31 protein-coding genes and 1 tRNA gene are annotated in these 26,014 nt (G+C 49.7%); 12 read left to right on the forward strand and 20 right to left on the reverse strand.

All coding sequences use genetic code 11. From position 1 onward, the window contains the following. Position 1: 1 nt before the first annotated feature. The 3 genes from AAHB66_RS18980 to AAHB66_RS18990 all read right to left on the reverse strand — a co-directional run bounded on the left by AAHB66_RS18980 (position 2) and on the right by AAHB66_RS18990 (position 1,486). On the reverse strand, positions 2-145 hold the full coding sequence (locus AAHB66_RS18980) for a hypothetical protein (protein WP_347114076.1): 144 nt from the start codon (positions 143-145) through the stop codon (positions 2-4). Next, a complete protein-coding gene (locus AAHB66_RS18985) occupies positions 126-530 on the reverse strand; it encodes a hypothetical protein (RefSeq protein WP_347114077.1) in 405 nt (134 codons plus the stop codon). The genes AAHB66_RS18980 and AAHB66_RS18985 overlap by 20 nt, the downstream gene beginning before the upstream one ends. Positions 531-610: 80 nt before the next feature. Continuing rightward, on the reverse strand, positions 611-1,486 hold the full coding sequence (locus AAHB66_RS18990; protein WP_347114078.1) for a LysR family transcriptional regulator: 876 nt from the start codon (positions 1,484-1,486) through the stop codon (positions 611-613). Between the two features lie 106 nt (positions 1,487-1,592). Here AAHB66_RS18990 and AAHB66_RS18995 point away from each other — a divergent pair, with 106 nt between their 5' ends. Both AAHB66_RS18995 and AAHB66_RS19000 read left to right on the forward strand, forming a co-directional pair. Beyond that, complete coding sequence (locus AAHB66_RS18995; protein ID WP_347114079.1) at positions 1,593-2,054, forward strand: multidrug/biocide efflux PACE transporter; 462 nt, start codon at positions 1,593-1,595, stop codon at positions 2,052-2,054. 118 nt (positions 2,055-2,172) lie between these two features. After that, entirely contained in the window at positions 2,173-3,402 is a 1,230-nt protein-coding gene (locus AAHB66_RS19000) for an amino acid permease (protein ID WP_347114080.1), read from the forward strand. A gap of 53 nt (positions 3,403-3,455) precedes the next feature. Here the strand turns inward: AAHB66_RS19000 and AAHB66_RS19005 are convergent, their stop codons facing one another. The 3 genes from AAHB66_RS19005 to rcnR form a co-directional block, all read right to left on the reverse strand. Next, a complete protein-coding gene (locus AAHB66_RS19005; protein ID WP_039029866.1) occupies positions 3,456-3,728 on the reverse strand; it encodes a GNAT family N-acetyltransferase in 273 nt (90 codons plus the stop codon). Between the two features lie 10 nt (positions 3,729-3,738). Beyond that, entirely contained in the window at positions 3,739-3,969 is a 231-nt protein-coding gene (gene yjdI / locus AAHB66_RS19010; protein WP_333853799.1) for a 4Fe-4S mono-cluster protein YjdI, read from the reverse strand. Between the two features lie 73 nt (positions 3,970-4,042). Then, positions 4,043-4,315 carry a Ni(II)/Co(II)-binding transcriptional repressor RcnR gene (gene rcnR / locus AAHB66_RS19015; RefSeq protein WP_347114081.1) on the reverse strand — a complete coding sequence of 91 codons (273 nt, stop codon included), beginning with the start codon at positions 4,313-4,315 and terminating at the stop codon, positions 4,043-4,045. A gap of 123 nt (positions 4,316-4,438) precedes the next feature. Between rcnR and AAHB66_RS19020 the strand changes: the two genes are divergently transcribed. The 3 genes from AAHB66_RS19020 to fabV all read left to right on the forward strand — a co-directional run bounded on the left by AAHB66_RS19020 (position 4,439) and on the right by fabV (position 6,969). Next, the gene (locus tag AAHB66_RS19020; protein WP_347114082.1) at positions 4,439-5,290 is read left to right on the forward strand and encodes a nickel/cobalt efflux protein RcnA; all 852 of its coding nucleotides are present in this window, start codon (positions 4,439-4,441) and stop codon (positions 5,288-5,290) included. A gap of 83 nt (positions 5,291-5,373) precedes the next feature. Continuing rightward, the gene (locus tag AAHB66_RS19025) at positions 5,374-5,601 is read left to right on the forward strand and encodes a hypothetical protein (protein ID WP_347114083.1); all 228 of its coding nucleotides are present in this window, start codon (positions 5,374-5,376) and stop codon (positions 5,599-5,601) included. Positions 5,602-5,772: 171 nt separating this feature from the next. After that, positions 5,773-6,969 carry an enoyl-ACP reductase FabV gene (gene fabV / locus AAHB66_RS19030; RefSeq protein WP_347114084.1) on the forward strand — a complete coding sequence of 399 codons (1,197 nt, stop codon included), beginning with the start codon at positions 5,773-5,775 and terminating at the stop codon, positions 6,967-6,969. Positions 6,970-7,131: 162 nt separating this feature from the next. Here fabV and AAHB66_RS19035 read toward each other — a convergent pair whose 3' ends face one another. Next, positions 7,132-7,641, reverse strand: a complete 510-nt coding sequence (locus tag AAHB66_RS19035; protein ID WP_347114085.1) for a LysE family translocator — start codon at positions 7,639-7,641, stop codon at positions 7,132-7,134. 272 nt (positions 7,642-7,913) lie between these two features. On the opposite strand from AAHB66_RS19035, the gene AAHB66_RS19040 reads away from it, so the two are divergent. Beyond that, positions 7,914-9,149 carry a tyrosine-type recombinase/integrase gene (locus tag AAHB66_RS19040; RefSeq protein WP_045350901.1) on the forward strand — a complete coding sequence of 412 codons (1,236 nt, stop codon included), beginning with the start codon at positions 7,914-7,916 and terminating at the stop codon, positions 9,147-9,149. 5 nt (positions 9,150-9,154) lie between these two features. On the opposite strand, the gene AAHB66_RS19045 is transcribed toward AAHB66_RS19040, so the two are convergent. The 9 genes from AAHB66_RS19045 to AAHB66_RS19085 all read right to left on the reverse strand — a co-directional run bounded on the left by AAHB66_RS19045 (position 9,155) and on the right by AAHB66_RS19085 (position 16,618). Then, positions 9,155-9,832 carry a phage baseplate protein gene (locus AAHB66_RS19045; protein ID WP_347114087.1) on the reverse strand — a complete coding sequence of 226 codons (678 nt, stop codon included), beginning with the start codon at positions 9,830-9,832 and terminating at the stop codon, positions 9,155-9,157. Continuing rightward, positions 9,833-11,698: a hypothetical protein gene (locus AAHB66_RS19050; RefSeq protein ID WP_347114088.1), complete on the reverse strand. Its 1,866-nt coding sequence runs from the start codon at positions 11,696-11,698 to the stop codon at positions 9,833-9,835. Between the two features lie 333 nt (positions 11,699-12,031). Then, a complete protein-coding gene (locus AAHB66_RS19055) occupies positions 12,032-13,063 on the reverse strand; it encodes a major capsid protein (RefSeq protein WP_049110495.1) in 1,032 nt (343 codons plus the stop codon). A 15-nt stretch (positions 13,064-13,078) separates the two neighbouring features. Then, positions 13,079-13,441 (reverse strand): hypothetical protein, encoded by a 363-nt coding sequence (locus tag AAHB66_RS19060; RefSeq protein WP_023306398.1) that lies wholly within the window; start codon positions 13,439-13,441, stop codon positions 13,079-13,081. Continuing rightward, on the reverse strand, positions 13,438-13,659 hold the full coding sequence (locus AAHB66_RS19065; RefSeq protein ID WP_023304372.1) for a hypothetical protein: 222 nt from the start codon (positions 13,657-13,659) through the stop codon (positions 13,438-13,440). Before AAHB66_RS19065 ends, AAHB66_RS19060 begins: the two co-directional genes overlap by 4 nt. A gap of 689 nt (positions 13,660-14,348) precedes the next feature. After that, on the reverse strand, positions 14,349-14,705 hold the full coding sequence (locus AAHB66_RS19070) for a hypothetical protein (protein ID WP_347114089.1): 357 nt from the start codon (positions 14,703-14,705) through the stop codon (positions 14,349-14,351). Next, complete coding sequence (locus AAHB66_RS19075; RefSeq protein WP_032623407.1) at positions 14,695-15,090, reverse strand: hypothetical protein; 396 nt, start codon at positions 15,088-15,090, stop codon at positions 14,695-14,697. Before AAHB66_RS19075 ends, AAHB66_RS19070 begins: the two co-directional genes overlap by 11 nt. 421 nt (positions 15,091-15,511) lie before the next feature. Beyond that, positions 15,512-16,348 (reverse strand): helix-turn-helix domain-containing protein, encoded by an 837-nt coding sequence (locus AAHB66_RS19080; RefSeq protein ID WP_045617467.1) that lies wholly within the window; start codon positions 16,346-16,348, stop codon positions 15,512-15,514. Between the two features lie 102 nt (positions 16,349-16,450). Beyond that, on the reverse strand, positions 16,451-16,618 hold the full coding sequence (locus AAHB66_RS19085; RefSeq protein WP_022649293.1) for a hypothetical protein: 168 nt from the start codon (positions 16,616-16,618) through the stop codon (positions 16,451-16,453). 2,073 nt (positions 16,619-18,691) lie between these two features. On the opposite strand from AAHB66_RS19085, the gene AAHB66_RS19090 reads away from it, so the two are divergent. The 5 genes from AAHB66_RS19090 (at position 18,692) to AAHB66_RS19110 (ending at position 21,549) form a co-directional block, all read left to right on the forward strand. Next, positions 18,692-19,300 (forward strand): tyrosine-type recombinase/integrase, encoded by a 609-nt coding sequence (locus tag AAHB66_RS19090; protein ID WP_045623673.1) that lies wholly within the window; start codon positions 18,692-18,694, stop codon positions 19,298-19,300. Continuing rightward, on the forward strand, positions 19,290-19,490 hold the full coding sequence (locus AAHB66_RS19095; protein WP_045623671.1) for a hypothetical protein: 201 nt from the start codon (positions 19,290-19,292) through the stop codon (positions 19,488-19,490). The genes AAHB66_RS19090 and AAHB66_RS19095 overlap by 11 nt, the downstream gene beginning before the upstream one ends. Positions 19,491-19,495: 5 nt before the next feature. Continuing rightward, on the forward strand, positions 19,496-19,693 hold the full coding sequence (locus AAHB66_RS19100) for a hypothetical protein (protein ID WP_045623679.1): 198 nt from the start codon (positions 19,496-19,498) through the stop codon (positions 19,691-19,693). After that, positions 19,675-19,983, forward strand: coding sequence for a hypothetical protein (locus tag AAHB66_RS19105; RefSeq protein ID WP_207909049.1), 309 nt, complete (start codon positions 19,675-19,677; stop codon positions 19,981-19,983). The genes AAHB66_RS19100 and AAHB66_RS19105 overlap by 19 nt, the downstream gene beginning before the upstream one ends. 445 nt (positions 19,984-20,428) lie before the next feature. Next, positions 20,429-21,549 (forward strand): IS3 family transposase gene (locus AAHB66_RS19110; RefSeq protein WP_105580531.1). Its coding sequence is split into 2 segments (ribosomal slippage): positions 20,429-20,687 and positions 20,687-21,549, totalling 1,122 coding nucleotides; the frame shifts between segments, so codons are not numbered across the junction. Positions 21,550-21,558: 9 nt separating this feature from the next. Here AAHB66_RS19110 and AAHB66_RS19115 read toward each other — a convergent pair. The 3 genes from AAHB66_RS19115 to actS all read right to left on the reverse strand — a co-directional run bounded on the left by AAHB66_RS19115 (position 21,559) and on the right by actS (position 23,749). After that, complete coding sequence (locus tag AAHB66_RS19115) at positions 21,559-22,170, reverse strand: hypothetical protein (RefSeq protein WP_347114090.1); 612 nt, start codon at positions 22,168-22,170, stop codon at positions 21,559-21,561. A 687-nt stretch (positions 22,171-22,857) separates the two neighbouring features. Further along, positions 22,858-22,931 (reverse strand) — tRNA-Gly (locus AAHB66_RS19120). 80 nt (positions 22,932-23,011) lie between these two features. After that, positions 23,012-23,749: an amidase activator ActS gene (gene actS, locus AAHB66_RS19125; RefSeq protein ID WP_347114091.1), complete on the reverse strand. Its 738-nt coding sequence runs from the start codon at positions 23,747-23,749 to the stop codon at positions 23,012-23,014. 163 nt (positions 23,750-23,912) lie between these two features. Here actS and idi point away from each other — a divergent pair, with 163 nt between their 5' ends. Continuing rightward, positions 23,913-24,455: an isopentenyl-diphosphate Delta-isomerase gene (gene idi, locus AAHB66_RS19130; RefSeq protein ID WP_347114092.1), complete on the forward strand. Its 543-nt coding sequence runs from the start codon at positions 23,913-23,915 to the stop codon at positions 24,453-24,455. 39 nt (positions 24,456-24,494) lie between these two features. Here the strand turns inward: idi and lysS are convergent, their stop codons facing one another. Further along, positions 24,495-26,012 carry a lysine--tRNA ligase gene (lysS, locus tag AAHB66_RS19135; RefSeq protein ID WP_333853858.1) on the reverse strand — a complete coding sequence of 506 codons (1,518 nt, stop codon included), beginning with the start codon at positions 26,010-26,012 and terminating at the stop codon, positions 24,495-24,497. Positions 26,013-26,014 lie beyond the last annotated feature (2 nt).

Genomic DNA, 26,014 nt, shown 5'->3' on the forward strand with positions numbered 1-26,014 from the left:
TTCACTGGCTGAAGGGCGGAGATTTCCAGTACTGGGTTAAAGCGGGCTCGTTGCCATTTAACGGATCCGACTCAGGAAACGGCAGCGCAACGATACGGGCCAGTATTGCCGGCGTCGCCGCCTGCTTACACAGATCGAACTCCATCCCCGGCGGATACGCCCCCACCACCTGAAAATCGAGCGTTGCAGATAAACGGCAATGCCCGGTTCCCGCCGGCAATAACAGGGCGTCCCCGGCTTCTACCTCCAGCTCCTCTCCCCCCCGGGCCGCCAATCACGAGGCGCGCCGTTCCCCGGGCAATCCCCAACACTTCATGGGCAGTGGAGTGGTAATGGTGATAATCGAAAATCCCATCGCGCCACTGGGGCGGCCACCCGTTGTCGGCAAAGCGTTGTTCAAACTGGCTGGCATGATCGCCTTCCAGTATCGCCCCTTTATAGATCAGCACCGGCAGATGGGGATGGTTAGGCACCCAGTCTCTGGCTGAGAGCATCAGCACGCGGGGTGTAATGGTATGTGTAGCGTTCATGTCTCTTCTCGCCGGTTAATTCACCCCATTAAGTGTAGACCTTTTATATTTCGGTACCGATCAGGTGAATGTCGTATTCATCACACCGGATCCGCCTGGTGCTGAAGCCAGTGCCGCAGCCAGTTTCCCGCCGTCCCCGGCGGAGAGCGTTTATTCCACACCAGATCGATTGCCACCGAACGCGGCCAGCCCGGTACGTTAATCTGCACCAGCGCATTCGAGGGTGCGAACTCCGCGACCAGCGCACAGGGCAGCGCGCACCAGCCGAAGCCCTGCACCGCCATGCTGAGCAACATCAGGTAGTTAGGTGCCGACCACACCGGCCCCTGGGCCAGTACCGGTTCGCGCTCCAGATAGGTGTTCAGGCGCAGCTCCCGCCAGCCGTGCAGCTCATCGGCCTCAGTGCGTCTTTGCGCGGCGAGGGGATGGGTGGCGGAGGTATAGATCGCCATGTGGGTCTGCATCGGCAGGCGAACGGCGGCAATGTCGGTGGGATAGCTCTCCCGCGCCTCGGTAAGGCCGATGTGCGCCCGCCCTTTTTGCAGCAGGTCGATGACATCCTCATCTTCGCCAATCAGGCACTCGAATTCGGTGTGGGGAAAACGCTCATCAAAACGATACAGCATCTCCTCCAGCACGTCCGGGTGCAGGGTATCGGAGAGCACAAAGCTCAGCCGCGCTTCGGTCTCTTCGCTGAGGGAGACCGCCAGCTCGTCAAGGCGCGCGCTGGCGGCAAGGATCGACTGAACGTAGCCCAGCACCTGCTTGCCCTGAGCGGTGAGTACCGGCTGGCGAGCGCTGCGATCGAACAGCGCAAACCCGAGGTCGTCTTCCAGATGGGCGATGGCGGTGCTGATGGTGGACTGGCTTTTACGCAGACGACGGGCGGCGGCGGAGAACGAGCCAGCGGCAACCGTCTCGACAAAGGCCGTTAAGGCTTCAGGGGAGTAGCGCATGATGTATCTACATTATCGATGGAATCTAACTTTTATATATCAGTTTTAACGATAAAAATAGCGGCCTGATTCTGCCCATTCTGGCAGGTTAATGAGGTATCAGGTTATGCAGCACAACGATATTCAACACCGAAAACTGCCGGAGCGTATCTTTCACGCCGTCTGTTTCGAGGGCATCGCCACGGCGATCCTCGCCCCGACCACCGCCTGGCTGATGCAGCGTCCGGTGCTGGAGATGGGCGGATTAACCATTCTGCTCGCCACCACGGCGATGATCTGGAACATCATCTATAACGCCGGGTTCGACAAGCTGTGGCCGCGGCATATCATCACCCGTACCGCCAAAGTCCGCGCGCTGCACGCCCTCGGCTTTGAGGTCGGGTTTATTTTTATCGGCGTCGGCATTGTGTCGCTGGTGCTGGGCGTGAGTCTGCTGCAGGCATTCACCTTAGAGATTGGCTTCTTTATTTTCTTCCTGCCGTACACCATGGTCTATAACTGGGCGTACGACACCCTGCGCGATCGCATCATGAAGCGACGCCAGCAGCGCCAGACTGCCACCTGGTAATCCCTCCGGCCGGAAATGCTTTCCGGCCCGCTTAAACCCGCGCCAACCGCCACGCCAACTGATGATTATGGTAAAATAGTCTCCTTTTTGTTGGTTTTATAGTTGATACGTTTCTCTCATGTCGAAAATCTGGTCTAAAGAAGAGACCCTCTGGAGCTTTGCCCTGTACGGCACGGCCGTGGGCGCAGGAACCCTGTTTCTGCCCATCCAGCTGGGATCTGCGGGCGCTGTCGTCCTGTTTATCACCGCCCTCGTGGCGTATCCATTCACCTACTGGCCCCACAAAGCGTTATGTCAGTTCATCCTCTCGGCAAAAACTAAAGGTAGCGAAGGGATCACCGGTGCGGTGACGCACTACTACGGGAAAAAGATCGGCAATCTGATCACCACGCTCTACTTTGTCGCCTTTTTTGTGGTGGTGCAGATCTATGCCGTGGCGATCACCAACTCCCTGACCGAACAGCTGGCGAAGCATATGACGGTGGATATGACCGTGCGGGTGCTGGTCAGCCTGGGCGTGGTGCTGACGTTAAATCTGATCTTCCTGATGGGGCGTCATGTCACCATTCGGGTGATGGGCTTTCTGGTCTTCCCGCTGATTGCTTACTTCCTGCTGGTGTCGCTGTATCTTACCCACAGCTGGCAGCCCTCGCTGCTCACCAGCCAGATGAGCGTAGATAAACACACCCTGCACCAGGTGTGGATCTCCATTCCGGTGATGGTGTTCGCCTTCAGCCATACGCCGATTATTTCGACCTTTGCCGTCGACAGACAGGAGAAATATGGCGACGCCGCGATGGGCAAATGTACCCGCATCATGAAGGTGGCGTACCTGATCATCTGCCTGAGCGTGCTGTTCTTCGTCTTCAGCTGCCTGCTGTCTATCCCGCCGTCCTACATCGTCGCCGCCAAAGAAGAAGGGGTCACCATTCTCTCTGCGCTGTCGATGATGCCCTCCTCCCCTTCCTGGCTTGGGATCTCCGGGATTGTGGTGGCCATCATCGCGATGTCGAAATCGTTTCTTGGCACCTATTTCGGCGTGATTGAGGGGGCGACGGAGATGGTGAAATCAGGGTTAAATCAGGTTGGCGTGAAGAAAAGTCGCGCCTTTAATCGGGCCGTGTCGGTGATGGGGGTCTCGCTGATCACCTTTGCGGTGTGCTGCATTAATCCCAATGCCATCTCAATGATCTACGCCATCAGCGGGCCGCTTATCGCCATGATCCTGTTTATCATGCCAACCCTGTCGACCTTCCTGATCCCGGCCCTGAAGCCTTACCGCTCCGTCGGCAATGTGCTGACGCTGATTGTCGGGGTGTTATGCGTGTCGGTGATGTTTATTGCGTAGCGGGTAATAAAGGTGCAGCGCGCTAAACAGGACGGCGCGCTGCATAGTGAGTATCAGGCACGGATATCGTCATACTCGCGGGTGTTATCAAATTCGTGTTTCGCAAACGGGCACAGGGGGATAATTTTGCGGTTTTCTGCGCGCATCTTTTCCACTACCTTCGCCACCAGCTGTTTACCCACGCCCTGTCCTTTCAGGCTGGGATCGACATCGGTATGCTCAATAATGCTGAGGTGTTCACCGGTAGGAACAAAGACGATCTCAGCGACCTGGTTGCCTTCGGCATCATTGACATAAAATTTGTTATGGCCTTCCTGAATTTCCATAGTTTCTCGCTTATTTGTGGCGGTATTTGAGTGCGCCGCTTGGGCAGGTATCAATCACACGCACAACCGTATCAACATCCACTTCATCAGGAATGATCCACGGCTTACGTTTCAGGTTGAAGAGTCTGGCGCTGCCGCGTACGCAGTTTCCCGCGTGCTGACAAATACCGGTATTGAAGTAGACATCAATTTTCTCACCGGTATAGGCCCGGTATCCCGCTTCCAGCAGTTCGTTATCCATGACATTGCCTCTGTGGTTATTATGGGTTCGGGAACTAACATAGCGCTGGCGTGCAGCTTCAAAAAGTTAACATTTATTTAATGTATGAATCCAGCACCTTCAGCACCACATCAAGATCCTCTTCACGCTTCACTTCATCGCCTTCATGAACGATATGCTCAGTGAGATGGCCTTTGATCACTTCCCGCATCAGGCCGTTTACCGCCCCGCGGATCGCTGCAATCTGCTGCAGCACCGCAGCACACTCGTGCGGCTCATCCAGCATGTTTTTCAGCGCCGCGACCTGACCCTGAATTTTATTGGTACGGGCTTTAAGCTTCTGTTTATCACGGATGGTATGCGACACGTGGCACCTCGTTAACCTGAAAATCGACGCTGATTGTAACACCGGCGATCTACTGGGGGGTAGTATAGTGTACTGGGGGGGAGTAGAATCCAGAGCGCCAATAACTCACAAAGAAGCCTTTTCATGAACGAATTTTCCGCTCTTCTTCAGCAAGGTAATGCCTGGTTTTTTATTCCCAGCGCCATCTTACTGGGCGCTTTACACGGCCTGGAGCCCGGCCATTCCAAAACCATGATGGCAGCATTTATCATCGCCATTAAAGGCACGGTGCGACAGGCCGTGATGCTTGGGCTGGCCGCAACGGTTTCCCATACCGCCATCGTCTGGCTGATTGCCTTTGGCGGGATGTACCTTAGCAACAGGTTCACCGCGGAATCAGCCGAACCATGGCTACAGTTGATCTCTGCGGCCATTATTTTGAGCACCGCGGTATGGATGTTCTGGCGCACCTGGCAAGGGGAAAAGAGCTGGCTGGCAGGGATGCAGGCGCATGATGTTCATCATGACCATGACCACCATCATCACGACCATGAGCATCATCATCACGAGCACGACCATGCCGCGCTGGAAGGGCTGGAGGTCAATTCAAAAGAGTATCAGGATGCCCACGAGCGCGCTCACGCTAATGATATTCAGCGCCGCTTCGCCGGCAGAGAAGTGACTAACGGGCAGATCCTGCTGTTCGGCCTGACCGGGGGGCTCATTCCCTGCCCTGCCGCCATCACCGTACTGCTCATCTGCATCCAGCTGAAAGCCTTAACCCTGGGCGCCACGCTGGTGGTCAGCTTCAGCATTGGGCTGGCGCTCACTCTGGTGACCGTCGGCGTAGGGGCTGCGGTGAGCGTGCGCCAGGTGGCAAAACGCTGGAGCGGGTTTAATACGATGGCCAAAAGAGCCCCGTACTTCTCCAGCGTGCTGATTGGGCTGGTGGGGATCTATATGGGGATCCATGGATATCTGGGCGTAATGCGATAAACGCTGATAACCATAGTTAATGTATTGTCTTTCGGGTAGTCTGTTTTCTTTATCAGCAGACTGCCCGGAGCGCCAGAACCGCTATGGATAACCCCCTATTTTTAAAAGGTTTAGTTATTTTATTACTTGCCCTTTGGGCATGGGATGCACTTAAAGCCAGGCGGAAAAAACAGCCTGCGGAGCCGGCCATTGCCCAGGCTGATGCCAGGGAACGCCACAAATGGCGTTATCTCAGATGGGGGTTTCGGATAATACAGATCGCCTGTGCGTTGTATTTTGTACAGATGCTGATTCAAATCTTATTAACGTAGGTATTCTGGCGCCGCCATGATGACGCTGAAATCTAATAACATTTACCTTTTAAAAAATCATTATCAATCTTTTGGTTAGGTTATGAAGGCGTATTCTTCATTACAACCGTTCCTAAAAGAGTTATCATTAAATGTATGTTAAAGAAATTTTGAATATGGATTAAAATCAACATGATAATTAAACCCAAGATTCGTGGATTCATCTGTACCACCACACATCCGGTTGGTTGCCAGGTCAACGTAAACAAACAAATCGAGTATGTCCGCAAAAACGGAAAACTCACTGATGGCCCTGCGCGTGTGCTGGTGATCGGTGCTTCAACTGGTTATGGGCTTGCATCCAGAATTTCTGCAGCATTTGGCGGCGGTGCTTCCACTATCGGTGTTTTCTTTGAAAAACCGGGCACGGATACCAAGCCTGGCTCTGCGGGCTGGTATAACTCTGCGGCTTTTGATGAAGCAGCGAAACGTGAAGGCCTTTACTCGAAAAGCATCAACGGCGACGCGTTCTCCGATGAGTGCCGCGACGAAGTCATCCAGCTGATCAAAGAAGACTTAGGCCAGATTGATTTAGTGGTTTATTCGCTGGCGTCTCCGGTCAGAAAGATGCCAAAAACTGGCGAAGTTGTTCGCTCTGCGCTGAAGCCAATCGGTGAGGTTTATACCTCTAAAGCCATTGATACCAACAAAGATCAGATCATCACCGCCAGCATTGAACCGGCAACCGAAGAAGAAGTGCGTAATACGGTTACCGTGATGGGTGGCGAGGACTGGGAACTGTGGATTGATGCGCTGAATAACGCAGGCGTTCTGGCTGATGGCGTGAAGACCGTTGCCTACTCCTACATCGGCACGGATTTGACCTGGCCTATTTACTGGCACGGCGCGCTTGGTAAGGCGAAGGAAGATCTGGATCGGGCGGCAAAAGCGTTACGCAACAAGCTGGCTCCTCTCAACGGCGCTGCAAACGTCGCGGTGTTGAAGTCTGTTGTGACGCAGGCATCCTCAGCCATTCCTGTCATGCCGCTTTATATTTCTATCGTGTTCAAGCTCATGAAAGACCGTGGGATCCACGAAGGTTGTATTGAGCAAATTAATCGTCTGATGACAACCAGCCTGTACGGCGATGATGCCAAACTTGATGACGAACAGCGAATTCGCATGGACGATCTGGAACTGCGTGAAGACGTGCAGCAGGCGTGCCGCGAAATATGGCCGACGATTACCGATGAAAATCTGGAGCAGTTAACAGATTACATTGCTTATAAAGAAGAGTTCCTGAAGTTGTTTGGGTTCGGATTCGAAGAGGTTAACTACGAAGCCGATACCGATACAAATATAGATTTTGATGTGAAAACATTAATCTAATAAAAGGGGGCGCAAGCCCCCTTTTTTTAACGACGAGTCAGAGCCAGCCTCAATCCCAATCCAATAAATGTCACCCCCACAATCCGATCCAGGATTTTCTGCAATCCCCGATTTTGTGAGACTGCACCCGCGGCGCTACCTGCAAGTATGGCGAAGGTTAAATCAGTCAAAAAAAGCGATCAGCGCGTAAGCCATCCCCAGGATCAGAAAAGAGGCTGTCTGGTGCGCGCCTCCAGGTGAAACAAATTGAGGAAAGAAGGAGATAAAGAACAAGAGAACCTTCGGATTGGTTAAGGTTGTAATGAAGCCTTTAGAAAGCAGATTCGTAAGATTAGCTTTGGTCTTAACGGGTTCAGGTTCGCTGTGATTGGTGGTTTGTTTTGCGAAGGTTCCCAAAACCATCTTACTACCGAGATACATAAGATAAGCCGCCCCGAGATACTTGATGATGGTGAACATCAGCGGAGAAGCGGTAATCAATGCCGTTAATCCGACTGCGCTTGCTACAGCATGAGTACAGCTACCCAAGGCGACACCAGCCGCAGAGATGATCCCCGATCTTCTTCCGTTAGCCACGCTTTGACCTATCACGTAGGCCATATCAGGCCCTGGTGTTACGGAAAGAAGAAAAACTGACAGGGCAAAAAGCCCAAAGTTTGTTATGTCCAGCATGGCCATCTCCAGAAATACAAGAACAGACCTGCCATGCTAGCACTGAATGGTTATGCGTTAAATGAAGATTACTATTCAAAAAAGAGTTGATAAGCACTACTGCGCAGTATGCTGAAAAGAAATGGAGTTTTTCGAACGGTTCTGGCTGGGGAGACTGGAGCGGGCGAAGGGAATCGAAACTCTGTTTCATAATTTCCGCAACGCGACGATCATCGAATCAACATAGTAACTATTATTGATACTTGATTGCGAGATTTTAGAGGATCAGTCTCATGACAATCAAGGGCCAGGAGTATCTTTATCTTTCACCGGACGGTGTATGGCAGTTTCAAATCTACATCCCGTCTTATATGCGTCACATGTTCGGCGGGAAGCGCCTGTATCGGAAAAGTACAGGGACAAGAGATATCTACAAGGCGCGTCACTTCCGTAACCACATGCTGGTAGAGTGGAACAACCTTAAAGAACAGTTCAAGCCTGATACTGAGGATAAGCGTATTCAGCTTGCGATCACTTCCCTGCACTCTCAAATCAGGAAGAACAAGAATAAACCATTGATTGAAGAACGAGCCAGTTCGATTCCTCATCTGTGCTTCTTACGAGATGAATACGCTACTGCATACCAGGATCGGAGATCATTCTCCACACTGAGCAAATCAGCGCGAGCCGTTGAGGTGTTTCTCCAGAGTATTGGGAAAGTTGATATCAGTCTGGATCAGATTGGACGCCGATTAGTTACAGACTTCATAGAAGAACAGCAGAAACGCGATGTAGCGCCCCAGACGGTGCAAAACTGGCTTACATCGTTAGGTAGCCTCTACGAGTTCGCCAAACGTCGCTATGACGCTATAGCGCCCCTAAATCCGTTCCATGGTCACAACCTTGAAGCGCGGCGCACAATTGAAAGCTATCAGCCGTTTGAATGGCATCAGCTATCTACACTACTCAACGAAGCAGACGAAGAGCTACGAGCAGTTATTCTGATCGGTTTGTTCTCTGGTGCAAGGCTGGACGAAATAGCCAGCTTGAAGAAAGAAGAGATCGTTATGGTGGAAGGGATACGGACATTCTACATTAGCAAATCCAAGACGAAGGCAGGGATTAGACACATTCCTATCCATGCTTTTCTGATCGGCATGGTGGATTATTATCTGAGTTTGAACACTGGAGATTACCTGTTACCACAGGCTAACAAGATTGAACGCAAAGACGGTAAGAAAGGACCATTCTATTCCCAGGCATTCACCCGCTTACGGCGTCGCGTAGTGCCTATGGCTACAGACCGTCAGTGCTTTCACAGTTTGAGGGGGCATTTTATCACGTGTCTCGACCGTGCCGGAGTACCCGAACAACGGATCGGATATATCACGGGGCACTCTTCACAAGCCGCTTCTACAGAAGCATTCAAGACCTACAGCGCGGGGTGTTCCATGAAAGAGCTATCCGACTATGTGGAAATGGTGGATTATCCAGAAATCATCTTTCCAGAAACGAAAAAAGGGGCGTAAGCCCCTTATTTCTTAAACTCCGTAGTAACCGTATCACCCTCGGTTTTCTTAGGTGCATTGTTCACTACCTTCTGTTTCACCGTACCGCCTACAGATTTATTTCCCTGCGTTTTAGTCGCGATAACATTAACTGTAGCTTTGCTAACAAGTCTGATCTGTTCAAATTCAAGATCGAATTGCATCGCGTATTCAGATTTATAATCGTAGGAAATGCCGGAGAGAATAACATTCTCGTACACTTTGTGCTCTGTCACTAATGTGATGGGCTGGCGACTGTCAAACATCTTATCGAGGTATTCGATAGCTTGACTGATACGAGTGCCATTCACACCAGCGCTGTATAACAAATCCTTTTCCAGCCTCACCGGAGTTTCGGAAATAATCCCCGAGAGCTTGAATGTATTATTCTTAATCTGAACGTGATCGCTCACCTCTGCCCCGCTCTCAACGGGATAGCTGGTAATATCAGCCTGTCTGCGTATTCCCGTATCCGTCACGGCATCAAACACTATCGCTTGATAGTTTTGAATGTAGCTATCTGAGGACGAATTATATACAGATGCCAGGATGGTGAATCCGTTTTCACCTTTGGTGCGGGTAGCACTGCTATTATTACTATTCGAGGTTGAATTGATACGGGAGGCATCGCTGCCCCCGATAGTTAAACTTCCAGGTGTTGCCATTTAGCCCCCCGTCCCTTGTCCAGATGAAACAGCCAGCACCATACGCTGATTGTTATCACTGATACGCTGATCAACGGTAGCATTAAGCATGTTTCCAAACGTTGGATCAGGAGAAATAGTTAGATGGATAAGCCCTTCCGGTAGCTGATTCTGCAATACTACAGGCTGCATGATCGGCGCACTGGCTGGCTTAGCGGGCGCTGCTGCACTCTGTTTCAACATCGAAACAGGAGAGTAATCTCCGTTGGTGCTCTGCGCGTAGCTGCTCACGTCCTTAGCGTCGCTTGTCCCGTTCCACCATTCGCGCACTGTGTCGAATACATTATGCTCATGACCATCCGCTTTCGGCTGGCTGGCTCCATAGGCGTTAGCCACTGGATTACTTCCAGCCTGTACAGGTGCTGACGTAGTGCCGTAATGCTGGCTAACAGCTTCTTTAGAGGTGTTATCCCCATTGAGGAGGTTGAGCTTTCCAGTGATCCAGTTGGTCATTTTCATCAGACCATCCACTACATCACCCGCAGCTTTCCCAAGCCCATTGAAGAAGGGTAACGCCTCCTGCATAGCTTCCTTAAACTCTCGCATGGTTTCAGGGTCAATCTCTGACATAAACCCTTCGAAGAATGCCAGTTTCTGGCTATCGGAGAGAATGCTAAGTTCCTGGTTAAACTTACGGTAGGCCACAAGCTGATTCTGCTGTGCTTCATCCAGCCACTGCCCGTTACGCTTGAGCACGTCCACCTGATCAGTAAGTGCCTTCCCGCCGTTCATAAACGCTTTATGGTATAGGCCCAGGTCATCACCTAACTGTTCCAACGATGCGAGGATTTGCTCTGGTGATTTGCCCTGCTTCTCTAACGTGTTGGTATAGGCAGAGACGAAGCCCATCGGGTTCTTTTGGTATGACTGCAAATCTTTCAAAGTGAATCCGGCAGTGTTCACTGCTGACAGAATCCCCTGATCACCACCTTTCCACTCTCCAGATTTCTTATCGTATTTAGCCTCATTGAGAGTTTGACCGATGCGATCCTGAATATCCTTATAATTATCAAGGAGTTTTCTCATTCCCTGAATACCCATTCCTGAGTCGATCCCGTTAGCGGTAGCGTATTGGCTTTGGGCAACCAGCGCGTTGTAATCGACATTTCCCAGCTTCGCACGCTGTACAATCTCGCTACGCTCTTCCTGTGCTGTAACAGCCTCTTTGCCCCATGAATAAGCACCGTAAGCCGCCGCACCAATCCCAGCGCCAGCAAGCGCACCAGTGCCTAATCCCATCAGAGAGCCAGAGATAGCCCCTGTAGCCTTACCACCGCCACCAAGAGCGTTAGCCCCTCCCGCCTTTGCCGCTGCCCTACGCTCTGCGTTAATGCGTCTGTAGCTCTGCTGCAAGCGCTTAATCTCGCTGTTCTGGCGTTGTAGAGAGATAGTACCTGCTGCATAGGCTTTAGTGATCCGTGACGCTGCAAGCGCGGCCTGTGTAAGCTCAACATTGGTAAGGTGCTGCATACTCTTAAAGCTGCTGGCAGTGTCCAATAGCTTCAATTCAGCCCGTTCACGGCGCTGTGCGTTTCTTGCGGCCTCTTTCGCTGCCTGAGCCTCTACACGGGCTTGCGCCTTAGCTGCCCTTGCCTTTTCTCGTTCATCGCTATTACGAGGCTTTGACGCTTTCTTATTCAGCTTATCGAGTTCCCTTTCAGCAGATTTTAGCCCCTGGCTGAATCTTTTCATGTTCAACGTAGGGTCTTTAATGCCTTTGGCTTTCTTCTGAATTTGATCGAAAGCGTCCATAGCTTCTTTCATTGAATTACGATCAACACTAAATTTCACCGTGTTCTTGATAGAACTTGTGTGGATTTCAAGCATGATTATTCACACCCTTTCTTTTCGTTCACAAGATAATTAAGTGCATCTGATACACTCATTCCCTTGAAAATAAGTTGTCTTAAATGTGAATAGCTCACATCAAGCGCTCTCGATACGGCTGCTAAATTCAGTAGTTGCTCGGCATTTGTATCATTTAGTTGTAAATGCAAGCCTCGACTCTTTAGGATAAGTTCCAATTTCATCTTTCCTCATTATTCTGGAAATAAAAAGGGGCAAGGGCTGGCGCATTTGCTTTGCGTGTTCCAGTTCCCTACGCCCCTGATTAAAGTTCTTCTTTATTTCCAGACGGGAAGAACTACCGTCTATCGCTCGTTATTCTGAGGCTTTAATGTGAACGGAGAAGTTCAGGCCGTGGTTAACTGGCAGTGCTGAGTTTTCCGAGATCACGTTGATCGTGTTTCCGCGCTCACTTTCGAAGCTCCAGCTATAAACTTCCGCAGGTGCAGCATTAAGGAGTTCGAACGTTGACGAAGCCGCGCCGTAGATATTGGTGTAAATACCACTTCCCTTAGCGAATTGCGGGATGGCGATAGCGTCGGCATCACCCATTTGTGCAAGTAGCAGCGGATCAGTTACTTTCACAACATCGCAATTCGTGCCTGGAATACTGAAAGTGCTCACGCCTGGCAGGAGGTCACGATGCTGGAAAACTACGTTCCCTTCATCAAGTGGGCTGACATAGCGGAAAGCCGCCTCCATCGCAGGACTGAAACGCAGATCGCTATAGAACCCACCCTTGGCGAAAACGATAATCCTCTCTACCTGTGACGCCATACCTTGTGCCGCTTCGGTGATTTGACTCACCATGTCGTCAATCGCACGTAGAGTGCTGCTATCTGTAGCTGACAGATCAAGAGTGGCATTCATCGGGGCTACGCCGAACAGGTCGCCAAAGTCGATTAACAGATCGTCTGTCTTAGGTGTATAAACCTGACCAGAGAACAGAGAACGTGCGAGGTAACTTTCACGAGTACGCATAAACGCTACAGCGTGTTTACCCATGTAATCGCTGTAAATGTCCGTCACTGTTTCTTGAATGTCGCTTCCTGGTTTGCGCTTGCCCTGGATATCTGCCGGAACAATAAGATCCTCCCTCATAAAGAAGGGAAGCTCGATCAGCCATTCTTTGCCGCTCTGACGGGATGTTACGTTATGCTCGTTTGAGAAACGCGCCGTAGGCTGGTTGAACAGGCTGGTGTTATCTTCCAGCAGACGGGACACACTAACTTTATGAGAAGAAACGCCTACACCATCAAAGAGATTTAGAGAACTGAGTAGGAAATTTCTGGTGCTGGTTAGCTGGAATAATGGGGAAAGGTCGATACGCTCGTTTCCAATAATCATTATTATCTTCCTTGCTTAAGAGGTGAAAAATTCACGAGTGGCGAAGCCTTGCGCCTGTAATGCGCTGATCGCTGCTGCGTGGTTAGCTGCGTTGAGATTGTCGCTCTTGAGGGCAACGTATGATCCAACGTTGGGAGCGCGTAGGACGTTCACAGGCTTATTACTTCCAGCTTTAACGAAGTCTGAGACGACGACATAAGCCACATTCCCAGAGGTATAGAGAGCGCCAGTGATATCGAGCACATCGCCGCACTGCACATCAGCAGGAAGAGAAGCAAACACTTTACTGTCTACTGCTGCAAAATTGTCGGTCGCAGCACTCACAATATCTGTGTAGCTTTTACGTACCGGAAAGACTTCTGATAGGTCAATAATCATTGTTTGGTTGATTCCTTATTTACTTTACGTGCAATCAAATCCTGAATAGTGGTTTCTTGTTTTGGTGATTCGTCAGGAAAATATGTATCCATCGCTTTGATCACTTCATCAACCGAACAACCAGCATACTGAGCCACCATCTCAATCATCTGAGGATTGACGGTGAGAACATCATTTTTATATTTGAGTACACGCGATTTGTTATTAAGTAGAAACATCTATTTTTGTTTCCTTCGCGTTGTGACTGCGTTCATCTTTTCATTAATAACGAAAGTGTTAACGCAAGTTGTTAAAAAGGGGCGATTAAGCCCCTGGAGAGTATGCCCTTGTTAGAAAGCATTGTTTAACGTCATTTTCGTTTCGGAGGATTATGATGTTAAAGAATGGTTTCTTTAAAAAAATGAAGGGCGCAACTGTTATGAATAACAGAAGAAGGTTTCGCCCGTCATTGCTCCTCATTTTTAAAAGCGTGTAGCAGCGCCCAGGAATAAAATGAGGCTTTCTTTATCTATCTACTACCGGACACTTTCGGGAGTGTATTAATAGAAGATTTGCCAGCCTGAACGTAACTACCGCTGACGGCGTTTATTCAGTCTGACTGCTTATAATCCTAACGGGGTTATAAGGTTTAGAGCAAAGAATTTGCTCTCTGAAAGAGAATGTGCGCGGTGATTGTCCGTTACCACCCGACACAAGTGGGAACGCCCGCGCCACCCTTTGGAACTAAACACAACAAAGGAAAACAACCAGCTTTCAGAGAGAAAATTCAGATGGAGAGAGTGCCGCTATGGGAAACGGCATTCAAGAGGATGAAGTGATTCGAATACTATCCCTACTTCTTATTCTATAACATTTCTGTTAATTTGTCAATACCTAAACCAACATTTTATTCACTTTTCTTGCATTTTTATTCAAATTCGCTTACTGCGTATTTCTCGGCAATGGCTCCTGCCAGTTCCGCAAGTTCGGCGGTGATGTATTGCAGGGAGCAAGCAAGCTCTTCAAGGTCTTTGGCAATGCGCCACGCCTGATCCACGGTGACGGTATCCCCGTTCATCTGCACCAGGTGCTCTACAGCAGCGCTCCAGTGTTCAAGGGCGGTGATTGCCTGCTCGGTGTATTGCAGCGCTTCCAGGAGCGCGGAGGGCGTTCTCTCACGCCACGCCTTATTAACAAGCCGCAGGGCTGGTAAATGCCAGATATCGTGGAAAGAGTTAATAAGGGTGTTCACGATGTTCACGGTGTCCATAGTGTTAAGAGTCATAATGTTCCTTGGTATCAAATAGGGTGTCAAAGTCGCGGGTTAAATTGTTAAGGTGATTAACCGAAAGCCAGCCGCAATAATGTTCGTATGAGGAGAAATTAAGAATTTGCCATTTGTGGAGATTTGAAGAATCCACATTGAAGATTTTCATCTTCCTGGGTTTCCAGAATGCACCAGGGCAGCTATTGAGAATATCCTGTAATGCGCCCATCTCGTCAGGAGACATTGCAGGGCTATTCTCTTCAATTATTGTTGTTTGCCATTCACCAGGAACAGAATTGTATTCCTTCGAAAGGCGAGATAGATTTTGAAAATCAGATGTTCGTAATAATGATTGTGCGTTTCGTTCAAATTTTGTAACTACGTTACGTTTTCTTTTTCCCATTCATTCCTCGTAGAGGGGGAAACTCCTTGTCTTGTCATAACGTATACGCCATAGAATATGGTGAACCACCATAAAGCAGTTATCATAAAAGTTTCCCATTGATTGTTATTTAGTTTTCGCGTTGTTCATCAGTTGGTTGTAGTGATGAAAGAAACATTGTGGTTAACGTCAAAATCGTAGTGATTGCTGCGCCTGGTGATAGCGATCACTTTGGCATCGCGAAGAAGGGATAGCCAATATCTGATCCCGCTTTCCGAGTATCCCAGGGCAGATGCCAGAGTTTTGACGCTGGAACGGAATGTTCCATTCTCACGGTGGAGGCTTGCAAGGTGGTTATAGATTCGTCTGCATACTTCGTTGCATCCGAGTTGAAACTTTGTATCTTCGTTCAATAGGTATAGGCTATTCATAATCCTCCTGGTTAAAATGGTATTGGGTCGAATCTTGAATAAAGATGCGGGTGAAGTTGTTCAAAGCGTTCCTCTAACCTCTCCTCAATTCTTTTTGGTAGGCGTTTATCGTCATTCTGTAGGACACGACGCGCATACGCTGTAAATGTGTCGAATCTTTGGCTTTGTCTCAGACTTTCAGGACGTGAGAGCCGCTCACAAACAGCCTCAACAATCACATCATCATCAATGACCATTTGATCGCTTTCCGTGGTTGTTGCAACGCTTTCATGGGTGCCCTCAGCAACGATCACAGCGTCCTCTATGACATTAATCATTGTTGGTGCTGGCGGTTCCAGGTGTTCTGGTGCATCCCAATTCGGTGCATCATCCGGCGTTTCCTCTGCGGTAGCTGATTCAGGCGCTGCCTGGTGTATCACTACGTCAGAAATGATATCAGGCTGCACTGTCAGTGCTTCTGGTGGAGTAATGTGCGCATCAGTGATCGGAAACGTGCGGTAAACTTTGGAACGATAACCAGGGTTTTTCTCTTTCGTGATTAGCCCTGCATCTTGCAGCTTCTGAATGAGTTTGCAGGTGTGCTCCCTGGATAAATCGATCACCTTTCCAAGTTCTGTCTGGCTTTCGTAACAGAAATTCCCTGAATTTTCCCATCCCTGAAAATAACAGTACAACTTTTGCGCCTTCGGGCAAAAATCCATGAAACCATTTTCGAGATTGGGAGAATAAATACGTGGAATCTCTCGGAAGTAATGCGGGATGTTGATTGTACGATCTCTTACTTTTCCATCTTTATCGGTGTATTGGTATTTTGGATCTGCCTTAATCTCGGCGAGGGTTTTTGCCATTGTTCTATGCTCCTATGTATGCTCAGTAAATTACGAATGCTCTTCATTTGGGTTTTCTCCGCTTCTCATTCGTGGGGGGATGTAAATGCTGTTTCGTAGTTGTTACGCGCCAGCTTTCGAATATTTAACCGCCAGGTTTTGACACTCTTCAAGAAGTAGTGCGCTTACGCTCATTTTTCGGCGCTTTGCTTCTTTGAACAGAATCTGGAATGTGGCATCCGGGATCATTAACGATGTGGACGGCGGTAGTTTGGTTTTCTTCTCGATCATTCTGGTTTCCTCCTTCTGGTTTATTCGTTGGTGGTCGAAGTGCGGATTTCATCCCAGCGCTTCAATACTTCTGTGAGAAAGGCTTCCCTCTCGTGGTATCCACGAGCGCGGCAAGCGTTGCGTAGTGCTCGGATGCGGTAACGGTTGGTGGTTCCGTCTTTCAATTGTTGAAGTGTGTCTTCAACGTCAAAGTATCTCAGTGTGGCCTCCTATGGTTGGCGTAAATAAAAAGACACCTTGCAGCCTGACGGCTCAAAGTGCATTAAGAGATTATGTGGATAAAGTTTTATGCTATATGGGTATTCTAACCTATTTCTAAACTTTTGTCAACCCCTTAACGGTGATTATTCGAAATTTTTTTGATCATTTTCAATGCGTTGTATTTCTGCTTTGCGATTTGTGCTCTTTATACACAAAATAAACAATGGATGTCAATCTGTTTTTGTGGTAGAACTTGCCACCAGAGAAGACAGCCACAAGAACAACGAAAAACAGCCTGTAACGCTCTCTGCGGCGTTCTGACGCTTTCAGGCTACCATTGCATTCCCTACCCTGTTTAAATCGCTCTACGGGCTTCCTGTGCGCCCTCTGGCACTTACCGAAACCAATAGCACAACTACAGAGGGATAACGGTAGTTATCAGGATAGTAGGTGTTGGTATTGGATTGAGGCTGGATGAACTGGAGCTATCAGCGACCAGTGAAGCCTTAGCCGTGGGCTAACTTCGCATGGATGAAATGCGGAGCATGGAAGACAGGCAGAAGTTATGCCGAAAGACATTGCGCACACGGCGCATAGCTTCTGTGCCTCGTTTCACGAGGGCGAAGCCCTGGCACAATCACAGACAGATGCGCTGATCGCTGCGTCGTGAGCGGAACGAGGCCAGCCAACGTAGCCCGAAAGGAAGCGAAGTAAGGCTGCTTGCCAGGAGTGACGGCGATAGGCGCCAGGCAAAAGATCTTTGCGACAAGCGCAAAACCATGAAAGATAGTCTTATAGATCTTAGTATTATAATTAAGTAGTCTTATAGTGTGACATAACGTCACAGATAACGTGCCCCAGGTGTGACATAACGTCACAGAAGTAGTTTGTAAGTGTGACATAACGTCACAGATAGGACGATTAGTATGTGTGACGCTCCGTCACATAGTCGGGTTTTTCCTGTATGTCATCATGCAGACATACGGGTTTTTCCCGTATATCCAGTTAACCAACATCTGAACATACGGGTTTTTCCCGTATATTACGAGAGTGACAAAACGTCACTTTCAGCCCTTCACCCAACGGTAGATCGTCGCCCTGCTCACTACGAATCGCACATGCAACAATCCTAAGAACAGCCAGAGGAAAATATTAGGTTATCCCTATCAAAACCATACATTATTAACGTCAAAACCTATCTTAAATGACAGGTAAAGATCCTGGGTAAATGTAAGCTAAAGTAGATTGTTCACTTTCATTGTCAGAATGATCAGTTTAGCCAAACCGTTGTGTAGTGCTGAATACAGCGCCATTTGTCATGAAAACTACTTTGCACCCGTGCCGGATTCGTTGAACGAGTTCTCTCGTTTATTTGTTATAAAGTAACAATTCGCTTTTTCCATGCTGAAACCCGCCAATTAGTTAGCATTCTAATCATCTCTTGATGCAATCAACTCAGGTGAGAATTATTATCATCTGTCGTGCAATTTCGCCCCGCTTCGATACACTTTCATAAAGTGTATTCTGCAACTCATTGATTTAATTGAATCAGTACACTTTTACATCACCTCACCGTGCGAACAGGGGTAACACCCCACCATCGAAAATAAATTTCTTGACATAACCACAGTTTTATGAATCATTGATGAAATTTAATTTATTTTTATTTTTCAATCAGTTACAGATATTCGGTACTGACGGGCGGCAGAATTGGGGCGGCCTCGATCACGCCGTTAAGCAACTCAAGCAACCGCGCATACCTTTTGATCATTTCGTGCTCTTCATAAACAAATGTATCGTGCAACATATTGAAAATGATCAATTTCTGATCAATTATGATTTCAACGAAACGAACAAGAGGAGGGATAAAGAATGGAAGGTATCGCAGTTGCGCTTAAAAGCGCGGAGGACGTGAAAGCAGTGGCGGCAGAGCTACGACGCAATACCAGAACAAACCTGTTCTACTGTGCATGGGTGATGCAGTATGAGAGCGCATTACGTATCTCTGACCTGTTAACCCTCACCTGGTCACAATTCAGTGCAGGGAAAACGCATATCGAGGTGAAACAGCAGAAATCTAAACGAAAGGCAGATCCTAATAAGAAGGTGAAACCGCTCCGTATCAAGATTACTGACACCATGCGGAAAATCGTAGAGATGCGGAGAGAGGAACAATCCACTATGCCTGTGAAGACGGATTTCATCTTTAGCAAAGGCGATCTCCGTAGCAAAGGCAACGCCGTAACCCGTAACACTGTGTTCACTGAGTTCAGCAAGATCGGGCGTAGAGTGGGATTCTCTAACGTAGGGTGTCATACCCCGCGAAAATCAAAAGGGCGAATTTTATTCAGTGCAGGTGTGCCGGTTGAACAGATCGCCCTTCTCCTGGGTCATGCTGATCCACGGTCAACGCTCTTTTATATTGGTTACACGCTCGAAGTAGGCGACGAATTGACAGAGGAGTTTAGCCTTGAAATCTAAATATCTTGTGCTGACGCTGGCACTACTGCCAGCCCTGGCAAATGCCGGACAAATAACCCTTGTTCTTAGTGACGAACAGGAAACAGACAACGCGCGGATTTGCGTTTATAGCAACGCCAATTATACAGAGACAGTGACGATCAGACCGTCGCAGCAATGCCGCTACACAATGACCTTTGAAGAGGAGTAATGAGTATGGAGATTATAGAGATGAACGAACACACAACCGCTTTCAGCCCTATTAAGAGCGAAGAAGAATTGAAATTCGCCGTAGCATTTTTGGACATGTGGCAGAGAAGCCAGGAGCACGGCGTGAACTTTGAACAGGTGTTGAAAGATGCAATTCAACAAGCAACACCGAACGAGGATCGTAAATGGGTGAGTATCAAATGACTAACAGTTACGGATTGAAAACGCCTGAACAATGGCAACAAGAAAGTATTCTTGCCCTGCTGTTTCATTACGACCACGTAGAAGCCTGTTTCATGGCAGATGCAATCAAGGTGTTACCAGAAGATCACGACGTGAACAGAGCGGAGGAGTATTTAGAAAGCCTGATAGAATGGCTGGCTGGTTATACGGACGAAAGCGAAATGAGAAAGGCTATCGAGTGTTACAGCGTCAAAGGCAGCGAAGAGCAAACAGAATTTTTCTTAGGTGCAATTCTCGGAGATGAGTATTGAAAAAGGAAGAAGAGCTAATCACCAGCTTTATCTGGTGTGGTGCTACGGTGTGCGTTTATACGCAGGTAGTGAAGTTTGCAGGGACGACGATACAGCGTCATCTGTTACCGAGAAATTTACGCAATGCTGTTAATAGTGCTGTGCAGGATGCTGAGAACATCCCACACAGCGATCCGACAAACAACAAACCACCACGGAGTGTTAGGAATGCCAGACCATCAGATCATAACAATGAGCCTTCGATTACTGCAAGGGGGAAAGCAGGTACGCCAGTACAGGAAAGGCTGATATGCGTATTCGTGTTCCTGCGATGAAAGGTAGCCAACTGAAAGCCTTGCTTGATTACATACGGGCTTTGAAATAATCAAGGGGGGTGACCTGCTCCCCGTTGATTAATACACCGCGATGTTAGTAATGTCTTCATAAGCCACATGAGGACATCCCCATGAAGAAGCGTTTTTCCGAAGAACAGATCATCAGTATTCTCCGAGAGGCCGAAGCCGGGGTTTCTGCCCGTGAGCTCTGCCGCAAGCACGCCATTTCCGACGCCACCTTTTACACCTGGCGTAAGAAGTATGGCGGTATGGAGGTGCCCGAGGTTAAGCGCCTGAAGTCGCTTGAGGAAGAGAACGCCCGCCTCAAGAAGCTGCTCGCTGAAGCCATGCTGGATAAGGAGGCGCTTCAGGTGGCTCTGGGGCGAAAGTACTGACGACAGACCAGAAGCGGGAAGCTGTGGTGTTGATGTGTGATGCGACCGGTCTGTCGCAACGTCGTGCCTGCAGGCTTACAGGTTTGTCCCTGTCGACCTGCCGCTATGAGGCTCAGCGACCGGCTGCTGATGCGCATTTATCAGGGCGTATCACTGAGCTGGCACTGGAGCGCAGGCGTTTTGGCTACCGACGCATCTGGCAGTTACTGCGCCGTGAAGGCCTTCATGTTAATCACAAGCGCGTGTACCGCCTTTACCACCTTAACGGGCTGGGCGTAAAACGCAGACGACGTCGTAAAGGGCTGGCAACAGAACGTCTGCCGCTGCTCCGCCCGGAGGCGCCCAACCTGACCTGGTCGATGGATTTTGTCATGGACGCGCTGGCCACCGGTCGCAGGATCAAGTGCCTGACCTGCGTGGACGACTTCACGAAGGAGTGTCTGACGATTACCGCCGCATTCGGGATTTCAGGCGTTCAGGTCACGCGAATTCTGGACAGCATTGCACTGTTTCGCGGCTATCCGGCGACGATAAGAACGGACCAGGGGCCGGAGTTTACCTGCAGAGCACTTGACCAGTGGGCTTATGAGCATGGGGTGGAGCTGCGGCTTATCCAGCCGGGCAAGCCAACACAGAACGGATTTATTGAAAGTTTTAACGGACGATTCAGGGATGAGTGCCTCAATGAGCACTGGTTCAGCGATATAGTTCACGCCAGGAAAACGATTAATGACTGGCGGCAGGATTATAACGAGTGTCGTCCACATTCATCGCTGAACTACCAGACTCCGGCTGAATTTGCAGCGGACTGGCGAAACGGGAAATATGAAGAAAAACCAACCGACATTACTAACTGAAGGTTGTATCTAATCCTGGGGGCAGGTCAAACGCCCTGCTTTTGCAAACGTTAACTTACCTTGGACGTTAAGCAAATGCCCGTTGTACATACGATCACCTTCGGGATCATACTCACCTGACAGTGTTCCCGTATCAGAAATTGACCACTCATCAACCGACTTCCAAAGATCACCACTGAATGTAAGGTTGTAATCCATATCTGGAAGGGATTCGAAGTAAGCGTTACTCTCAGCCATCTCCCCAGAGTCTGACGCTTCTCGGTATATCTCTTCTTCGAGGATTTCCCGAATATGGTCATCATAAAAATCATCCACTGATTCGGATACCTTCGCAGACAAGCCAGACTTTAATTCTGAGATGAAGATACGAAATGCATCATCAGATACGCCAAACTTCAGCGCTCTTTCCAAACCTTGAGGCAAATTCAGAACAATATATTCTGCCTCAGAAAGGCTATATTCAAGCTGTGGCTTCTTGTCTTCTTCAACCATTGCCGCATGGCTGGCATAGCCTAAGAGAGCAGAAATCACCTCGTGAAGGTGGGAACGTTTCAAGGGTGTGTTACGAATTTCAGGGTGTTGAGAAATGTTGTAGCAGATAGATTGGATAGCAGCGTTCATGATAAACCACTCCGCGCATCAGATCTCTTGGCAATCATTTAAGGTTTGGTATTGGACATTTTGTTACCCTCAACCATTTGCCAGATCCGACACTTTGAAGAAGGTTTAAAAGAATGTGTGCGGTACTGCTACCTTTTTTAAGCTGTCCAAAACTTAGGCGGGTGCCTAAGCTCACAATACCACCTAAGAAATAAAATGCAATAGCAGCCAATAAGCCCGTTGGTGGTAAGACAACAAGCGGAGCCTCTGGCGACTTCATCAGGGTTATGTCAGACAGTGAAGTTTATCAGGATGACCATGTACCCGAAGGAGCGAGGCCGAACCGCTGGCAGAGCTTGCATATGGTCTGCAAGTACCGTGACCACCATAAACCTGTTTATTCCCTGCAACGTCATCGCGACGTGTGGCATGTGGGAGCATCGGCAAAAAATGCGCTTCACTGTAAGGTTATGAGAAGTGCGATCCGTCGCTGCCTGGTGTAGGCTTTGCGTTCATTGTTGGGCTATCGCGGTAAGAACTTGAAACCACCGCCGACGATTGGCTACACTCTCATTTCACCGAGTAACCATTCGTGACAAGTGTCAAAGTAGTGAACTATGGTAGAACGCCTAAGCATGTTAGTAAGCACTACTGCGTAACATGCTGAAAGAACCGGAGTTTTTCGAACGGTTCCACCTGGGGAGATTCTGGAGCGGGCGAAGGGAATCGAACCCTCGTATAGAGCTTGGGAAGCTCTCGTTCTACCATTGAACTACGCCCGCTTTGAGGTGCGTAAAGCATTATAGACCTTACGCCTCTCCTGACAAGACTCCTTTGCGCTAACCGGCGATAAAATAACCACTTAGCACTTAGGATTACCGCCCTGCGCCGGTAAATAGCGTACCGGATCGATCGCCGTCGCCTTATAACGGATCTGGAAATGCAGCGCCACGGTGTTGGAGCCGGTGCTGCCCATAGTCGCAATCTTCTGCCCGGCCTTCACGTTTTGTCCGTTATTCACCAGCAGGGTGTCGTTATGGGCATAGGCGGTGATGTAATCCTCGCCATGCTTAATCATGATCAGGTTGCCATAACCGCGCAGCTGATTGCCGACATAGACCACCTTGCCCGCATCCGAAGCGTACACAGGCGATCCGCGGGTACCCGCGATATCAATCCCTTTGTTTCCCCCTTCTGCGGTGGAGTACGGCATCACCACTTTTCCGCTGGCAGGCCAGACCCAGCAGCGCTGCCCGACAGGCGGCCAGGAGGACTTAGGTACAGCGTAAGAAGGTGTCACAGCGGCGGTTTTACCGCTGCGCTTTGAAGAGGATTTTTTGGTCGTGGTGCTGCTGCCGTTGACCCTCAGCTTTTGCCCCACTTCAATGGTATAAGGCGGCGAAATATTATTCAGACGCGCCAGATCCTTCACGCTGGTGCCGGTGGCACGCGAGATGCGGTACAGCGTATCGCCGCGCTTAACGGTATACACAGGACCAGAGTCCGATGACTGATTGCCCGCGCATCCCGCCAGCAACAGGGCCAGGATCAGGCAAAACAGAGCAGAAACAGGGTTTTTCGTCGGGCTTCCTGCAAACAAAACAGTTCCTCGGTCAACGTGAATGGCCGCGCTATGATAGCAGCCCGGACTGATTTGGGTCAGCCTTTTCCGCTCTGCGCGACAAACCGTTCGTATAAGAATGCAGTATAATATTGCCGCTGATGGTGCTGAACCGTCTGGCATGTTTGGTCCTGGAGCACGAATGAGCATTCAAGAACACGTTATTTTGGTAAATGACCAGGGAAAGGTGATTGGCACTCAGGAAAAATACGCCGCACACACCTCACATACCCCACTGCACATGGCATTCTCCTCCTGGCTCTTTAACGCCAACGGTGAATGCTTGATTACCCGACGCGCACTGAGCAAAAAAGCCTGGCCCGGCGTCTGGACGAACTCGGTCTGCGGCCATCCGCAGTCTGGCGAAGAGACAGAGCAGGCGATTATCCGCCGCTGCCGTTTTGAAGTGGGTGCTGAAATTACTCATATCACCCCCGTCGCGCCTGAGTTTCGCTACCGTAAAACCGACCCTTCCGGGATTGTTGAAAATGAAATTTGCCCGGTATTTGCCGCTCGCATCACCAGTGAAATAACAATAAATGATGATGAAGTGATGGACTATCAGTGGGTTGAGCTGGAGGCGTTATTCCGCGCGCTGGATGCAACGCCCTGGGCCTTTAGCCCGTGGATGGTCATGGAAGCAAGTGCGGCTCGCGAGGCACTCAGAGCCTTCGCAGCGCAATAAAAAAGCCCCTTCCGGGGCTTTTTTTTACATCTGTACGACTTACTTCACCGGACGCATCGCCGGGAAGAGGATCACGTCACGGATGGTGTGGCTGTTGGTGAACAGCATAACCATACGGTCGATACCAATGCCCAGACCTGCAGTTGGCGGCAGGCCGTGTTCCAGCGCGGTCACGTAGTCTTCGTCGAAGAACATGGCTTCGTCGTCGCCTGCCGCTTTCGCATCAACCTGATCCTGGAAGCGCTGCGCCTGATCTTCTGCATCGTTCAGCTCGCTGAAGCCGTTGCCGATTTCGCGGCCACCGATGAAGAATTCAAAGCGGTCAGTGATCTCCGGGTTCTCGTCGTTACGACGCGCCAGCGGAGAAACCTCTGCCGGATACTCGGTGATGAAGGTCGGCTGAATCAGGTGCGCTTCGGCCACTTCTTCGAAGATCTCGGTCACGATACGGCCCAGACCCCAGCTCTTCTCAACCTTGATACCGATGCTTTCGGCGATCGCTTTTGCAGAATCGAAGTTGTCCAGATCGGCCATCTCGGTTTCCGGACGGTATTTCTTGATCGCTTCGCGCATGGTCAGCTTAACGAACGGCTTACCGAAGTCGAAGACCTCTTCGCCGTAAGGCACTTCGGTGGTGCCCAGAATGTCCTGCGCCAGGGTACGGAACAGGGATTCGGTCAGCTCGATCAGATCTTTGTAATCCGCATACGCCATATAGAGTTCCATCATGGTGAACTCTGGGTTATGACGCACGGAGATGCCTTCGTTACGGAAGTTACGGTTGATCTCGAATACGCGATCGAAACCGCCAACCACCAGACGCTTCAGGTACAGTTCCGGCGCGATACGCAGGTACATGTCGAGGTCCAGGGCGTTGTGATGGGTGATGAATGGACGCGCAGAGGCACCGCCCGGGATCACCTGCATCATTGGGGTTTCCACTTCCATAAAGTCGCGTTTAACCATGAACTGGCGAATACCGGCCATGATCTGGGAGCGAATTTTGAAGGTGTTGCGGGATTCATCGTTAGAGATGAGATCCAGGTAACGCTGACGGTAGCGCGCTTCCTGATCCTGCAGGCCGTGGAACTTGTCCGGCAGCGGGCGCAGGGCTTTAGTCAGCAGACGCAGCTCGGTGCAGTGAATGGACAGCTCGCCGGTCTTGGTTTTGAACAGCTTGCCTTTGGCGCCGAGGATATCGCCCAGGTCCCATTTCTTGAACTGCTCGTTGTAGATGCCTTCCGGCAGATCGTCGCGTGAGACGTACAGCTGAATGCGGCCGCCAACGTCCTGCAGCGTAATAAAGGAGGCTTTACCCATGATACGACGGGTCATCATGCGGCCTGCAACGGCCACTTCGATGTTCAGCGCTTCCAGCTCTTCGTTCTCTTTAGCGTCGAAGTCAGCGTGCAGTTGGTCTGAGGTGTGGTCACGACGAAAATCGTTCGGGAACGGCACGCCCTGCTCGCGCAGTGCAGCCAGCTTCTCGCGGCGGGTTTTCAGTTCATTGTTAAGATCGACGACCGCGTCAGCGCCCTGTGCTTGTTGTTCAGACATGT

This window comes from Leclercia sp. S52 (genome assembly GCF_039727615.1).
Classification (GTDB): domain Bacteria; phylum Pseudomonadota; class Gammaproteobacteria; order Enterobacterales; family Enterobacteriaceae; genus Enterobacter; species Enterobacter adecarboxylatus_B.

Coding starts and splice junctions, on each gene's coding strand:
- AAHB66_RS19100 (WP_045623679.1), top strand. CDS start 19,496: ATGGAGATTATAGAGATGAACGAACACACAACCGCTTTCAGCCCTATT.
- AAHB66_RS19020 (WP_347114082.1), top strand. CDS start 4,439: ATGAACGAATTTTCCGCTCTTCTTCAGCAAGGTAATGCCTGGTTTTTT.
- AAHB66_RS19115 (WP_347114090.1), bottom strand. CDS start 22,170: ATGAACGCTGCTATCCAATCTATCTGCTACAACATTTCTCAACACCCT.
- AAHB66_RS19105 (WP_207909049.1), top strand. CDS start 19,675: ATGGGTGAGTATCAAATGACTAACAGTTACGGATTGAAAACGCCTGAA.
- AAHB66_RS19005 (WP_039029866.1), bottom strand. CDS start 3,728: ATGGAAATTCAGGAAGGCCATAACAAATTTTATGTCAATGATGCCGAA.
- AAHB66_RS19065 (WP_023304372.1), bottom strand. CDS start 13,659: ATGTTTCTACTTAATAACAAATCGCGTGTACTCAAATATAAAAATGAT.
- idi (WP_347114092.1), top strand. CDS start 23,913: ATGAGCATTCAAGAACACGTTATTTTGGTAAATGACCAGGGAAAGGTG.
- AAHB66_RS19025 (WP_347114083.1), top strand. CDS start 5,374: ATGGATAACCCCCTATTTTTAAAAGGTTTAGTTATTTTATTACTTGCC.
- AAHB66_RS18980 (WP_347114076.1), bottom strand. CDS start 145: ATGGAGTTCGATCTGTGTAAGCAGGCGGCGACGCCGGCAATACTGGCC.
- yjdI (WP_333853799.1), bottom strand. CDS start 3,969: ATGGATAACGAACTGCTGGAAGCGGGATACCGGGCCTATACCGGTGAG.
- AAHB66_RS18985 (WP_347114077.1), bottom strand. CDS start 530: ATGAACGCTACACATACCATTACACCCCGCGTGCTGATGCTCTCAGCC.
- AAHB66_RS19050 (WP_347114088.1), bottom strand. CDS start 11,698: ATGCTTGAAATCCACACAAGTTCTATCAAGAACACGGTGAAATTTAGT.
- AAHB66_RS19060 (WP_023306398.1), bottom strand. CDS start 13,441: ATGATTATTGACCTATCAGAAGTCTTTCCGGTACGTAAAAGCTACACA.
- AAHB66_RS19045 (WP_347114087.1), bottom strand. CDS start 9,832: ATGGCAACACCTGGAAGTTTAACTATCGGGGGCAGCGATGCCTCCCGT.
- AAHB66_RS19040 (WP_045350901.1), top strand. CDS start 7,914: ATGACAATCAAGGGCCAGGAGTATCTTTATCTTTCACCGGACGGTGTA.
- AAHB66_RS18995 (WP_347114079.1), top strand. CDS start 1,593: ATGCAGCACAACGATATTCAACACCGAAAACTGCCGGAGCGTATCTTT.
- AAHB66_RS19000 (WP_347114080.1), top strand. CDS start 2,173: ATGTCGAAAATCTGGTCTAAAGAAGAGACCCTCTGGAGCTTTGCCCTG.
- AAHB66_RS18990 (WP_347114078.1), bottom strand. CDS start 1,486: ATGCGCTACTCCCCTGAAGCCTTAACGGCCTTTGTCGAGACGGTTGCC.
- lysS (WP_333853858.1), bottom strand. CDS start 26,012: ATGTCTGAACAACAAGCACAGGGCGCTGACGCGGTCGTCGATCTTAAC.
- AAHB66_RS19085 (WP_022649293.1), bottom strand. CDS start 16,618: ATGATCGAGAAGAAAACCAAACTACCGCCGTCCACATCGTTAATGATC.
- AAHB66_RS19055 (WP_049110495.1), bottom strand. CDS start 13,063: ATGATTATTGGAAACGAGCGTATCGACCTTTCCCCATTATTCCAGCTA.
- AAHB66_RS19070 (WP_347114089.1), bottom strand. CDS start 14,705: ATGACTCTTAACACTATGGACACCGTGAACATCGTGAACACCCTTATT.
- AAHB66_RS19090 (WP_045623673.1), top strand. CDS start 18,692: ATGGAAGGTATCGCAGTTGCGCTTAAAAGCGCGGAGGACGTGAAAGCA.
- AAHB66_RS19075 (WP_032623407.1), bottom strand. CDS start 15,090: ATGGGAAAAAGAAAACGTAACGTAGTTACAAAATTTGAACGAAACGCA.
- fabV (WP_347114084.1), top strand. CDS start 5,773: ATGATAATTAAACCCAAGATTCGTGGATTCATCTGTACCACCACACAT.
- AAHB66_RS19035 (WP_347114085.1), bottom strand. CDS start 7,641: ATGCTGGACATAACAAACTTTGGGCTTTTTGCCCTGTCAGTTTTTCTT.
- AAHB66_RS19080 (WP_045617467.1), bottom strand. CDS start 16,348: ATGGCAAAAACCCTCGCCGAGATTAAGGCAGATCCAAAATACCAATAC.